At 62.3% G+C, this 12,481-nt stretch carries 10 protein-coding genes; 3 read left to right on the plus strand and 7 right to left on the minus strand.

Annotated features, from left to right (window positions below; all coding sequences use genetic code 11):
- Window positions 1-1,086 (minus strand): ABC transporter ATP-binding protein, encoded by a 1,086-nt coding sequence (locus tag CAF79_RS00260; RefSeq protein WP_085695905.1) that lies wholly within the window; start codon window positions 1,084-1,086, stop codon window positions 1-3.
- Between the two features lie 139 nt (window positions 1,087-1,225).
- Between CAF79_RS00260 and CAF79_RS00265 the strand changes: the two genes are divergently transcribed.
- The 3 genes from CAF79_RS00265 (at window position 1,226) to CAF79_RS00275 (ending at window position 6,822) form a co-directional block, all read left to right on the plus strand.
- A complete protein-coding gene (locus CAF79_RS00265) occupies window positions 1,226-1,915 on the plus strand; it encodes a GntR family transcriptional regulator (protein ID WP_085695906.1) in 690 nt (229 codons plus the stop codon).
- Between the two features lie 132 nt (window positions 1,916-2,047).
- Window positions 2,048-4,159 (plus strand): PAS domain-containing hybrid sensor histidine kinase/response regulator, encoded by a 2,112-nt coding sequence (locus tag CAF79_RS00270; protein WP_085695907.1) that lies wholly within the window; start codon window positions 2,048-2,050, stop codon window positions 4,157-4,159.
- Window positions 4,160-4,188: 29 nt separating this feature from the next.
- Window positions 4,189-6,822 (plus strand): excinuclease ABC subunit UvrA, encoded by a 2,634-nt coding sequence (locus CAF79_RS00275; RefSeq protein WP_085695908.1) that lies wholly within the window; start codon window positions 4,189-4,191, stop codon window positions 6,820-6,822.
- 119 nt (window positions 6,823-6,941) lie between these two features.
- On the opposite strand, the gene CAF79_RS00280 is transcribed toward CAF79_RS00275, so the two are convergent.
- The 6 genes from CAF79_RS00280 to CAF79_RS00305 are packed head-to-tail and all read right to left on the minus strand — an operon-like array spanning window position 6,942 to window position 12,368.
- Window positions 6,942-8,885 carry a response regulator gene (locus tag CAF79_RS00280; protein WP_085695909.1) on the minus strand — a complete coding sequence of 648 codons (1,944 nt, stop codon included), beginning with the start codon at window positions 8,883-8,885 and terminating at the stop codon, window positions 6,942-6,944.
- On the minus strand, window positions 8,875-9,750 hold the full coding sequence (locus CAF79_RS00285; RefSeq protein WP_085695910.1) for a sensor histidine kinase KdpD: 876 nt from the start codon (window positions 9,748-9,750) through the stop codon (window positions 8,875-8,877). The genes CAF79_RS00280 and CAF79_RS00285 overlap by 11 nt, the downstream gene beginning before the upstream one ends.
- On the minus strand, window positions 9,743-10,753 hold the full coding sequence (locus tag CAF79_RS00290; protein WP_085696435.1) for an ATP-binding protein: 1,011 nt from the start codon (window positions 10,751-10,753) through the stop codon (window positions 9,743-9,745). The genes CAF79_RS00285 and CAF79_RS00290 overlap by 8 nt, the downstream gene beginning before the upstream one ends.
- A complete protein-coding gene (locus CAF79_RS00295; protein WP_085695911.1) occupies window positions 10,750-11,154 on the minus strand; it encodes an anti-sigma regulatory factor in 405 nt (134 codons plus the stop codon). The genes CAF79_RS00290 and CAF79_RS00295 overlap by 4 nt, the downstream gene beginning before the upstream one ends.
- Window positions 11,151-11,513 (minus strand): STAS domain-containing protein, encoded by a 363-nt coding sequence (locus CAF79_RS00300; protein ID WP_007959463.1) that lies wholly within the window; start codon window positions 11,511-11,513, stop codon window positions 11,151-11,153. Before CAF79_RS00300 ends, CAF79_RS00295 begins: the two co-directional genes overlap by 4 nt.
- 3 nt (window positions 11,514-11,516) lie before the next feature.
- The gene (locus tag CAF79_RS00305; protein WP_085695912.1) at window positions 11,517-12,368 is read right to left on the minus strand and encodes an STAS domain-containing protein; all 852 of its coding nucleotides are present in this window, start codon (window positions 12,366-12,368) and stop codon (window positions 11,517-11,519) included.
- Window positions 12,369-12,481: the final 113 nt, after the last annotated feature.

Consider the following 12,481-nt stretch of genomic DNA (forward strand, 5'->3'; position numbering starts at 1 on the left):
TCAGGCCTCCATCAACAGGCAGGCCTGGGGTGGCAGATGCACCGCCACGGGCTCACCGACTGTGCGACAGGCGCTCAAACCTTCGTTGTTTTCCCGCAGCATGACTTTGATGTCGTTGTTCAAACGGCACTGGTACAGCGTCGCGGTGCCGACATACAGCACGGCTTCGATCACCCCGCGCAAATGATGCGGCTGGTCCGCCGCGACCAGTTGCGAGCGCTCGGGCCGAAACGCCAGTTGTACGTTGCTGCCATTGACGCCTTGCGGCGGGCAGGGAATTTCCACCGGCATGCCGCTGGGCACGAAGAGGTTCTGGTTGTGCTCGCCACGCTTGAGCTGGCCGGGGAGGAAATTGATGTCGCCGATGAACTGGGCGACGAAGCGGTGCTGCGGGCGCTCGTAGATGTCGGTCGGGGTGCCGATCTGCAGGATCTTGCCGGCGGACATCACCGCGATCCGGTCGGACAGGGTCAGGGCTTCTTCCTGATCGTGGGTGACGAAGATGAAGGTGATGCCGGCTTCCTGCTGCACGCGCTTGAGTTCGACCTGCATTTCCTTGCGCAGCTTCAGGTCCAGCGCCGACAGCGGCTCGTCGAGCAACAGCACTTTCGGTTTCGGCGCCAGGGCCCGGGCCAGAGCGACGCGTTGCTGCTGGCCGCCGGACAGTTCCGCCGGTTTGCGCCCGGCCAGGTGCTCCATCTGCACCAGCGCGAGCATTTCGTCGACCCGTCCTGGAATGGTCTTGCGCTCAAGACCCTGCATCTCGAGGCCGAAGGCGATATTCTGCGCGACACTCATGTGCGGAAACAGCGCGTAACTCTGGAATACCGTGTTGACCCGACGCTTGAACGGCGGCAGGTGATTGACCGTTTCGCCCGCCAGACGGATCTCGCCGTCGCTGACGTGTTCGAAACCGGCGATGGTGCGCAGCAAGGTGGTCTTGCCGCAGCCCGAGGGGCCGAGGAGGGTGAAGAACTCGTTGTCGGCGATGTTCACCGACACGTTATCGAGGGCTGGCGCCAGGCCAGGATCATCAGAATACCGCTTGGATACGTTACGCACTTCAATGGCTATTGGCTGACCCATAATGGTGCAATCCTCTAATTATTGTATGCAATATCTGAATGCAATTTAGAAATACCCGGATTAATCTGCTGGCGCAACCCCCATTTCCCCGACTGAGTCGTTCGTCGGGCAGCGTTGCCAGCATTGAAGGAGTTTTCAAATGACCGAGAAAAAAACGGAAACCACGGTCGACCGCGTCTACCAAGGGGTTTACGAGGCGATCAGCAAGCGTTCGCTGCGTCCGGGGATGAAGCTGGGCGAGGCGTCGCTGGCGGAGTTGTTCAATGTCAGCCGCACGTCGGTTCGAGCCGCGCTCAAGCAACTGGAGGCCGACGGACTGGTCACCACCGAGCCCAATAAAGGTGCGTCGGTCTCGCTGCCCAGCGATGAAGAGATCCGTTCGCTGTTTGAAACCCGGCGCTTGATCGAGATCGGCATCGTCACTGAACTGTGTCGGCGCAAGGACTCTGCCGCGATGCAGGACCTGCGCGATCACTTGCTGCTGGAAGACGAGGCTCACGCAGCCGGCGATCACGAGCGGCTGATTCACCTGCTCGGCGAGTTCCACATCAAACTGGCCCGCAGCCTGAACAACCCGGTGTTGCTCGACTGGTTCCAGAAGCTGATTTCCCGCGCCTCGCTGTATGCCGCCGCGCTGGACGACGACAGCCACGAAGCCTGTCGCGACGACGAACATCTGCGGCTGATCGAATACATCGAGGCCGGCAATCAGAACGCCGCCATTGAGCTGACCTGTATGCACCTGGACGGCATCCAGAAGGCCATCCTCGATGTCGCTGCAAAGATGAAGACCGGCTACCATCCGCTCAAACACCTGATCGAAGTCTGAACGTCGAGCAGGGGTGAAATCGGCTATACCTCTAATGAAACCATCGCTGCCCAGCGCGCTCGAAATAGACGGGCGCGACGCTTGACCGCGCAGCGATTGAACCGGACCCACCACAAGGCGTTAAAGCAGCCGATGCAGTTTTTATCCGATAGCCATGGGTGTGACGGCTGGCAAGGCGAGATGGCCGGGCGAATCCGTGAGTTCGACTGGAGCGGCACGGATCTTGGCCCGCTCGAAACCTGGCCGGCCAGCCTGTGCAGCACGGTCCAGTTGATGCTGGCCTCGCCGTTGCCGATGGTCATGCTCTGGGGCCACGCCGGTTACATGATCTACAACGATGCCTATTCGCGGTTTGCCGGCGGGCGTCATCCGTACCTGCTCGGTGTGCCGGTGGAACTGGGTTGGCCGGAAGTCGCCGATTTCAATCGGCATGTGGTCGACACCTGCCTGGCGGGCGGCACCCTGGAGTACCGCAACAAGGTATTGGTGTTGTTGCGCGATGGCGTGCCCGAGGACGTCTGGCTCGACCTTTATTACAGCCCGGTGGCCAACGATGCCGGCGTGCCTTCGGGTGTCATGGCGATGGTGGTGGAAACCACTGAACTGGTGTTGTCCGAGCGTCTGCGCCAGGCCGCTGAAGATGCCTATCGTGCCGATAACGAGCGGGTGCGACTGGCCCTCAATGCCGGCGCATTGATCGGCTCCTTTGTCTGGGACGTGAAAAACAATGTGCTGTCGGCCGACGAGCGTTTTGCCCGGACATTTTCCTTCCCGCCGGATCAAGACCTCACCAACCTGCCGCAGCACATTGCTGAAGCACACATTCATCCCGATGACCGTCCCTGGGTGCAGGAGTGCATCGAAAATTCGGTGCGCACCGGCGAACCCTACAACGCCGAGTACCGCGTAATACGCGCCGATGGCAGCTTTCTATGGGTGTTGGCCAGTGGCTGCTGCGAGTTCGACGAACAGGGCCGGCCGTTCCGTTTTCCCGGCGTGCTGATCGATATTCACGAACGCAAGATCGCCGAAGAATCCCTGCTCAAGTTCACCCGCAATCTCGAGCAGCGTGTGGCAAATGAAGTCGAAGCGCGCCTCGCCGCCGAAGAGCGACTGCGACAGTCACAGAAACTCGAAGCCATCGGCGGCCTCACCGGCGGCGTGGCCCATGACTTCAACAATCTGCTGCAAGTGATTGCCGGCAACTTGCACCTGCTGGCTCGTCACGAGCCGAACAACGCCAACGTGCAGCGTCGGGTCAGCGCCTCGCTGGCGGCGGTCGAGCGCGGTGCCAAGCTGTCCTCGCAACTGCTCGCGTTCGCCCGCCGCCAGCCACTGTCGCCGGCGGTGTGCAATCCCCGGCAGATCTTTGAAGGCGTCGGTGAGTTGCTGCAACGGGCGTTGGGCGAAATCATTCAGATCGACGTGCAGTTGCCGGACGAACCGTGGCACATCAACGTCGATCGCAATCAACTGGAAAACGCCATTCTCAATCTGGCGATCAATGCCCGCGACGCCATGAAGGGCGAGGGCACAATTGTGCTCGGCGCCGCCAACCTCTCGCTGGATCAGGCGTTCTGTTCGGGCAAGGGCATCGTGCCGGGGGATTTCGTCCGGGTCTCGGTCAGTGACAGCGGCGTCGGCATTGCGCCGCACATGCTCGAGCAGGTGTTCGAACCGTTTTTCACCACCAAGGCCGACGGCCAGGGCACCGGTCTCGGCTTGAGCATGGTGTTCGGTTTCGTCAAACAGAGCGGCGGCCATGTCGAGATCGACAGCCAGGTGGGCCAGGGTACGCGAGTGCAGTTGTACTTTCCGCGCAGCGTGCGACCGGTAGATCATGCGGCGCCCAGCGTGGAGAAACGCCTCACGGGTGGCAACGAGACGATCCTGGTGGTCGAGGACAACGAAGCGGTACGCAACTCCGCCGTCGAGCTGTTGCGTGAAGAAGGCTACCGCGTGCTGATCGCCGGCAATGGCGATGCGGCCATGCAGATGCTGATGGAAGGCGCTCGGGTCGACCTGATCTTCACCGACGTGGTCATGCCCGGCCTGATCAAGAGCTCCGATCTGGCGGCGTGGGCCAAGGTGCAGATGCCACCGGTGGCGGTGCTGTTCACCTCGGGCCACACCCGCGACATTATTTCGCGCAATCACCAGCTCAGCCCCGATACCCATCTGCTCGGCAAGCCTTACGGCCCCGAAGCGCTGTTGCAGATGATCCGAACCGTGCTCAGTGCCTGAGCTTCGAATCCCTTGATCAAGGCTGGCCAATGACCTCCAAGCGCAGCTCCAATTCCGCCGCCGGCATGGTTCGCGTGCGCGGCGCCCGTGAACACAACCTGAAGAACGTTGATGTCGATATTCCCCGTGATGCGTTGGTGGTGTTTACCGGCGTGTCGGGTTCGGGCAAGTCGTCGCTGGCGTTTTCGACGCTGTATGCCGAAGCACAGCGGCGCTATTTCGAATCGGTGGCGCCCTATGCGCGCAGGCTGATCGATCAGGTCGGCGTGCCGGACGTCGATTCCATCGAAGGCCTGCCGCCGGCCGTGGCCCTGCAGCAACAACGCGGCACGCCGAGTACGCGCTCGTCAGTGGGCAGCGTGACCACGCTGTCGAGCCTGATCCGCATGCTTTACTCGCGCGCCGGCAGCTACCCGCCGGATCAGCCGATGTTGTATGCCGAGGATTTTTCACCGAACACGCCACAAGGCGCGTGCCCCGAGTGCCATGGACTGGGGCGGGTTTACGAGGTGACCGAGGCGCTGATGGTGCCCGATCCGGAACTGACCATTCGCCAGCGCGCCGTGGCCGCCTGGCCGCTGGCCTGGCAGGGACAGAACCTGCGCGACATCCTGGTGACCATGGGCATCGACGTCGATATTCCATGGCGCAAACTGCCGAAAAAACAGCGCGACTGGATCCTTTTCACCGAGGAAACACCGACGGTTCCGGTGTACGCCGGGCTGACACCGGAAGAAACCCGCGTCGCCCTGCTGCGCAAGATGGAGCCCAGTTATCAAGGCACCTTCACCGGCGCACGGCGCTACATCCTGCACACCTTCACTCATTCACAAAGCGCGTTGATGAAGAAGCGCGTGTCGCAATTCATGCTCGGCAGCCTGTGCCCGTTGTGCGATGGCAAGCGCCTCAAGCGAGAGGCGCTGTCGGTGACGTTTGCCGGATATGACATCGGCGAGTTGTCGCGGATGCCACTGTTGCAAGTCGCCGAAGTCTTGAAGCCGGTGGCGGATGCGAGCTGGCTGGAGCACGCCGATGAAACCGGTGAAACCCTGACTCACCGCCAGACCCGCGAAGCCCGCCAGCAGCGCGTGGCCCATGGCGCCAGCGGCCACGCCAACGCGCCGGACGTGCGCCATACGCCGAACCTGTCGCTGGAGAAGCGCCTGGCCGCGCAGCGCATTGCCGAGGACTTGCTGGACCGGGTCAGCACCCTGACCGATCTCGGCCTCGGTTATCTGGCCCTGGAGCGCAGCACGCCGACGCTGTCGTCCGGCGAGTTGCAACGTCTGCGGCTGGCCACCCAACTGGGTTCGCAATTGTTCGGTGTGATCTACGTGCTCGACGAACCGTCCGCCGGCCTGCACCCGGCTGACGGCGAGGCGCTGTTCGAGGCCTTGCAGCGTCTGAAGGCCGACGGCAACAGTGTGTTTGTGGTCGAACACGATCTGGACACCATGCGCCGGGCCGACTGGCTGATCGATGTCGGCCCGGCAGCGGGCGAAAAGGGCGGGCAGATTCTCTACAGCGGCCCGCCACCGGGGCTGGCGGCGGTCGAACACTCGCAGACCCGCGCCTACCTGTTTGCCGAACAGCAACGGCCGACCCGCACCGCGCGCAAACCGTCGGGCTGGCTGAAGCTTGACGGCGTCACCCGCAACAACCTGAATCACCTCAGCGCCGAATTTCCGCTGGGCTGTTTCACCTCGGTCACCGGTGTCTCCGGTTCCGGCAAGTCGAGCCTGGTCAGTCAAGCGCTGCTGGAACTGGTCGGCGCGCAACTCGGGCGCAGTGTCAGTGACGCCGAGCCGGAAGAACTCAATCTGGAAGATGAGACCCCGACTGCCAGCACCGGCCAGGTCAGCGCCGGGATGGAGTCGATCAGGCGTCTGGTGCAGGTCGATCAGAAACCCATCGGTCGTACTCCGCGTTCGAATCTGGCGACCTACACCGGGTTGTTCGACAACGTACGCAAGTTGTTCGCCGCGACCGACGAGGCGAAAGCGGCGGGATACGACGCCGGGCAGTTTTCCTTCAACGTCGCCAAGGGGCGCTGCCCGACCTGTGAAGGCGAGGGGTTTGTCAGTGTCGAATTGCTGTTCATGCCCAGCGTTTATGCGCCGTGCCCGACCTGTCATGGCGCGCGTTACAACCCCGAGACCCTGGCCATCCTCTGGCAGGGATTGAGCATCGCGCAGGTATTGCAGCTGACGGTGGACGAGGCGGTGACGGTGTTTGCCGAGCAACCGGCAATCCGCCGTTCGCTGGAGGTGCTGCGCGATATCGGCCTCGGTTACTTGCGCCTCGGGCAACCGGCGACCGAGCTGTCCGGCGGCGAAGCCCAGCGGATCAAACTGGCCACGGAGCTGCAGCGCAATCAGCGCGGCGCGACGTTGTACGTGCTGGATGAACCCACCACCGGTTTGCACCCTCGGGATGTCGACCGCTTGCTCGAGCAGCTGGATACGCTGGTGACGGCGGGGCATACGGTGATCGTGGTCGAGCATGAAATGCGCGTGGTGGCGCAGAGCGACTGGGTGATCGACATCGGACCGGGAGCGGGGGATCAGGGCGGCAAGATCGTCGTGGCCGGGACGCCGCAGAAAGTGGCGGCGAGCAAGAAGAGCCGGACTGCGCCGTTTCTTGCCCGGGCCTTGAGCCGATAACGGCGTCGCCTGGGCCGGCCTCATCGCGGGCAAGCCCGCTCCCACAGAGTCTGATGTGTTCACGAATGTGTGTACGGCAATAAGACTGTGGAAGCGGGCTTGCCCGCGATGGCGGCGTATCAGGCGCCGTCGAGCGTGCGGCGCACCTTGTCCAGCAATTCACTGATGTGGAACGGTTTGACCAACATCTCCATGCCAGCCCCGAGGAACACCTGGCGGTTGATCGCCGTTTCCGCGTAACCCGTCATGAACAGGATCGGCAACCCTTCGCGCCAGCCCCGGGCAACGTCCGCCAGTTCGCGGCCGCTCATGCGCGGCAGGCCGACGTCGGTCAGCAGCAGATTGATCGATGGATCGTTCTGCAAGCACTCCAGCGCGGTTTCGATATCGCCGGCCTGGGTGCAGCGGTAACCGGCGTCCTCCAGTACCTCGGTGACGAACAGTCGCACGCCCGGCATGTCTTCGACGATCAGCACGTGTTCGCCGCTGCCTCTGGCATCAATCGTCGGGATGGGCACATCGACGGCGGTCGGGTCGTTGCTGGCTGGCAACATGATCGTCACTTCGGTGCCGCGCCGCGCCACACTGCGGATGTGCGCATCGCCGCCTGACTGGCGGGCGAAACCGTAGATCGTCGACAGTCCCAGCCCGGTGCCCTGGCCCAGCGGTTTGGTGGTGAAAAACGGCTCGAATACCTTGTCGATCAAACTGTGCTCGATACCGGTGCCGTCATCGCGCACCGACAGCGCTACGTAGGAACCGTCGGTGAGGTTCGGATCACCGTGGGAGTACGCCGCGTAGGTGCTGACCCAGATATTGCCGCCCTGAGGCAACGCGTCCCGGGCATTGATCACCAGGTTGAGCACCGCGCTTTCCAGCTGGATCGGGTCAACCAGTGCAATCGCCGGTTTGGTGGTCAGCTCCAGCTTGAGGGCGATGCGTTCACCGATGGTGCGCACCAGTAATTCTTCGAGCGAACGAACGTGCTCGTTGATGTCCACCGGCCGAGTGTCGAGCGGCTGTTGCCGGGCGAAGGCCAGCAAACGATGGGTGAGCGAGGCCGCACTCATGGCCGAGTTCAGAGCCGCTTCGGCGTAGAACCGGACCTTGTCCGGACGGGCATCGGCGACGCGTTTCTGGATCAGCTCAAGACTGGTGATGATCCCGGTCAGCAGGTTGTTGAAGTCATGGGCGATGCCGCCGGTGAGTTTGCCCAGCGCATCCATCTTCTGCACTTGCAGCAGTTGCGATTCGGCGCGTACCCGGTCGGCGACTTCCTTGGCCAGTTGCGTGGTGGTGTCGTCCAACTGAGCCAGGTGCGAGCGTTCGCGATGACGGTGCTCGGTGACGTCTTCGACGAACACCAGGCTCAGCTTCGGGGTGCGATAGGGTGAAATCTGCCACTCGGTCTCGCGGATCTCGCCCTGCACGCGCATGTTCAGCGTGCCTTTCCAGCGCTCGCCGTCCACCAGACGCAGGCGCAACTCGCGAAGGATCGCACCTTGATCGTCAGCGAAACACTCGTTGAGTCCCTCGGAGTCGAGGTTGTCCTGGATCAGTTGGGAGAAGGCGTGATTGCACTCGTGGACCTTGAGTTCGGCATCGAGTACCGCAATCGGAGCCGAGACATTGACGAAAATCTCGCGAAAACGCGCCTCGCTTTCACGCAACGCACTCTCCGTGTCGCGTACTCGCAGCAGGGTGCGCAACGTTGCCAGCAGCACATCGGGATCGACCGGGTGAATCAGATAGGCATCGGCTCCGGCGTCGAGGCCGGTGATGATGTCGCCGGTCTGGATCGACGCGGCCGACACATGGATCACCGGGAGCAGGGCAGTGCGAGAGTCGGAGCGCAGTTCACGGACGATGTCGAAACCGCTCATGTCCGGCAGGTTGACGTCGAGAATCAGCGCATCGAGCGGTTCACTGGCGATCAACGCCAGACCTTCGCCGCCGGTGCCGGCTTCGAGCACTTCGTAACCGTGGCGCTCCAGGCGCCGGCGCAAGGCATAGCGAGTGGCGACGTTGTCATCGACGATCAACAGACGGATGTCATGTTTCATCGACGTTCTCCTGGGCGATCGCCAACGGAATGATCACGAAAAAGCTTGAGCCCACGCCCGGTGTACTCTCGACACCGACCTCACCACCGAGCAATTCGGCGAAGCGCTTGCACAGGGACAAGCCGAGCCCGGTGCCGCGCAGGCGCTTTTGCAGCGGTGAGTCGACCTGTGAAAAATCTTCGAACAAGGTGCCGTGCAATTCAGGGGCGATACCGATGCCGGTGTCGCTGACCGCGAATCGCACTTTGTCCTGGCCTTCGAGGCGCGCCGAGATCCGGACTTCGCCACGGGTGGTGAATTTCAGCGAGTTGGAAATGAAGTTGCGCAGGATTTGCGCCAGCTTCTTGTCATCCGTGAAGAGTCGCGGCAGGCCCACGGGTTCTTCGAAAATCAGGTCCACCGCCGTGGCGTCGACAATCGGCCGGAACATTCCCCGCAAGGCGGCGAACAGATCGAACATGTCGAACCACGCCGGGGAAATGTTGATGCGTCCGGCCTCGATCTTGGCCAAATCGAGCAGGTCATCGACCATGTCGCTGAGTTCCCGGGCGGCGCTGCTGACAAACGCCACCTGCTTGTGTTGCTCCGGGCTGAGTGGGCCGTCGAGTTCGTCGGCCAACAGGCTGTTGATGCTCAGAATCGAACCCAGCGGGGTGCGGAACTCGTGGCTCATGTACGACAGGAAGCGGCTTTTCAGGTCGGAGGCCTGACGCAGTTGTTCGGCCTGGGTATCGAGTTCGGCGTACAGGGCGAGCACGCCCTGATTGGTTTCGTCGAGTTCGTCACGCAGTGCCGCCGTTTCGCTCTGCAACCGGGCGATCAACGCAGCCTGTTCGGCGCTGTTCAAGGTCGGCGACTCAGCCATGGGCGGCCTCCAGGGCAATGACCAGCACCGTTACATCGTCGCGCCCGCGACAGAAGTCGCGGTGCAGGACGGTGGCTATCACGGCAGGATGACGATGCACCAGGCCGGGATAGTCTTGTAGATTCCAACGGGACTGCAAGCCATCGCTGTACATGATCAATAGATGTCCGTTCACGTGAGCATAGTCAAAGGGCTGGGCTTTTCGGTACTGGCCGCCGACGATTCCGGGGTGCGAGGCCAGTCCGCGGGACTTGTCGGCCGTCACCAGGCTGGCACCGATGTTGCCGACACCGGCATAGGTCAGGCTGGCGCGCTGGCCATGGAACTGCGCAAACGCCACCGCGCCGCCACGGGTGCCGATCATTTCCCGGTGCAGGTCCTCCATCAGCGGCACCGGGGAGCCGAAGGGGTTCAGGGCGAAGGCTTTTTCTCCGGCGCGGCCGGCGCGCTCGGCGTCTTCGCCATGGCCCAGGCCGTCGATGATCAGGGCGCTGATATCCGGCCCGTTGAACGCCAGATGCCACACATCTCCACATGCCGGGTCGTTGTGCAGTGAATGCTGACTGACGCCGAAGCGCAGATCCGGCTGCCGATCACTGCGTGGATACAGCCGTGCCAGCAATACGGCGCCCCGAGCGTCGGCATACACATCAAACACTTCGGTCTGGCGCGACACCGCGCCGAGGCCGATCCCCTGAGTGCCGCCCGTGGAAAAACCATCGGCCATGCACGCATCGAGATCGAAGCCACCGGCGCGGTCGACCGCGAGCATTTCGAGGCCGAAACCCTCGACGCGCTTCAACACGCGCAGGTGCAATTCACCGTGTGTCGCATGCTTGAGCACGTTGCTCGCCAGTTCCGTGGCCACCAGCGCAACACGTCCGGCATCGCGCTCATCGAAGCCATGCTGCTCGGCGAGTTGCTGCGCCGTGCGCCGGGCATGGCCGATCTGGCTGCTGTCTTCAAGGAGCAGCACTCGGGTCAGACTCCCGCTGAAATTCATGTCCATCGGGTGATTGTTATCCGGGTGCCTTTACCGGGCGCGGTGTCCAGTTCGAATTCGTCGACCAGTCGCTTGGCTCCGGTCAATCCCAGGCCGAGGCCGCTGCCGGACGTCCAGCCGTCGGTCATCGCCAGTTTGATGTCGGCAATGCCCGGGCCTTCATCGCGAAAAGTCAGACGCAGGCCGACCTTGTGGTTGTCGTCGAGGATCTGCCAGTCCATGTCGCCGCCACCGCCGTAGACCATGGTGTTGCGCGCCAGCTCGCTGACCGCGGTCACCAGTTTGGTCAGGTCGATCAGGCGCATGCCGCATTCGGTGGCCAGTTTGCGTGCCTGTTGCCGGGCCAGCACCACGTCCTGCTCGATGTGAATCGGTTGGGTACCGCTGCTGCGCACGGTCATTGCTGGCGTACTCGTTCCTGCAACAGTTTCATTCCGCGCTCGACGTTCAGCGCGGTGCTGACGCCTGGCAGGTTCAGGCCGAGCTCGACCAGGGTGATCGCCACCGCCGGTTGCATGCCGACCAGCATGGTTTCGGCGTCCATGATTTTCGACAGGCCGGAAATGGTGCCGATCATCCGGCCGATGAACGAATCGACCATGTCCAGCGCCGAGATATCGATCAGCACCCCACGGGCCGAGGTTTTGCTGATGCGCTCGGACAAGTCGTCCTGCAGGGTGAGGGCGAGTTGGTCATGCATGTCGACCTGAATGGTCACCAGCAGGAAGTCGCCCATCTGAAGAATCGGGATACGTTCCATTGATCAAACCGTCTTGGTGAGGGTGGTACCCAGACGGGTCAGCGCCAGTTTCAAGGCATCGGCCAGATTGGCTTTGGTCACCACGCCTTGCAGGTCGAGGCCCAGGTGGACGATGGTCTGGGCGATCTGCGGACGCACGCCGCTGATGATGCAATCGGCGCCCATCAGGCGGATCGCAGTGACGGTTTTCAGCAGGTGCTGGGCCACAAGGGTGTCGACGGTCGGCACGCCAGTGATGTCGATGATGGCGATTTCCGAACCGGTGTCGACGATGCGTTGCAGCAGCGACTCCATCACGACCTGGGTGCGTTGCGAGTCGAGGGTGCCGATCATCGGCAGCGCGAGCACGCCTTCCCACAGCTTGACCACCGGGGTGGACAGCTCCAGCAGTTCTTCCTGCTGACGCTTGATTACCGCTTCACGGGATTTCTGGAAGGTGCGGATGGTGTGCAGGCCGAAGGCGTCGAGCAGTTCGGAGATTTCCCAGAGCTGTTCGGCGAGCAGCGCCGGCTGTTCACGGTAATGGCTTTGCAGCAAAGCGAATAGCGGACCTTTGAGGGCGAAGATGAAACTGGCGGTCTGTTGTGAATCCTGACCGAGCAGGGCACGACTGTGAGACAGCTTTTCGAGGAACTGGCGGGTAGCCTCCCAGCCCGGTGCGGCGATGTTGGTGGCGTTGTCGTTTTCCAGTCCGCTGACCACCAGTTGCAGGAACTCGCTGGTCTGCTGCTGCACGTCGTGTTCCTTGAGATTGCGGGTGGCGCCGCTGTCTTGCAGCCCTTTGATCCATTCGCCCAGCAGTTGTGCCTGTTTGTTTTTCATCGCATCAAGTGTGCTGTTCTGCAGTGCTGCCATGTAGATGTTGCTCCATTGCGAATTGGGGGCCGGCTCTTCGATAAATGACCGGCGCGAAGTGAATGACCTTGGCCATTCGAAATAGTTGTTCGTACCCGCGAGGATATTTTAGA

Source organism: Pseudomonas sp. B26(2017), from assembly GCF_002113045.1.
Taxonomy (GTDB): domain Bacteria; phylum Pseudomonadota; class Gammaproteobacteria; order Pseudomonadales; family Pseudomonadaceae; genus Aquipseudomonas.

Coding starts and splice junctions, on each gene's coding strand:
- CAF79_RS00260 (WP_085695905.1), bottom strand. CDS start 1,086: ATGGGTCAGCCAATAGCCATTGAAGTGCGTAACGTATCCAAGCGGTAT.
- CAF79_RS00265 (WP_085695906.1), top strand. CDS start 1,226: ATGACCGAGAAAAAAACGGAAACCACGGTCGACCGCGTCTACCAAGGG.
- CAF79_RS00270 (WP_085695907.1), top strand. CDS start 2,048: ATGCAGTTTTTATCCGATAGCCATGGGTGTGACGGCTGGCAAGGCGAG.
- CAF79_RS00275 (WP_085695908.1), top strand. CDS start 4,189: ATGACCTCCAAGCGCAGCTCCAATTCCGCCGCCGGCATGGTTCGCGTG.
- CAF79_RS00280 (WP_085695909.1), bottom strand. CDS start 8,885: ATGAAACATGACATCCGTCTGTTGATCGTCGATGACAACGTCGCCACT.
- CAF79_RS00285 (WP_085695910.1), bottom strand. CDS start 9,750: ATGGCTGAGTCGCCGACCTTGAACAGCGCCGAACAGGCTGCGTTGATC.
- CAF79_RS00290 (WP_085696435.1), bottom strand. CDS start 10,753: ATGAATTTCAGCGGGAGTCTGACCCGAGTGCTGCTCCTTGAAGACAGC.
- CAF79_RS00295 (WP_085695911.1), bottom strand. CDS start 11,154: ATGACCGTGCGCAGCAGCGGTACCCAACCGATTCACATCGAGCAGGAC.
- CAF79_RS00300 (WP_007959463.1), bottom strand. CDS start 11,513: ATGGAACGTATCCCGATTCTTCAGATGGGCGACTTCCTGCTGGTGACC.
- CAF79_RS00305 (WP_085695912.1), bottom strand. CDS start 12,368: ATGGCAGCACTGCAGAACAGCACACTTGATGCGATGAAAAACAAACAG.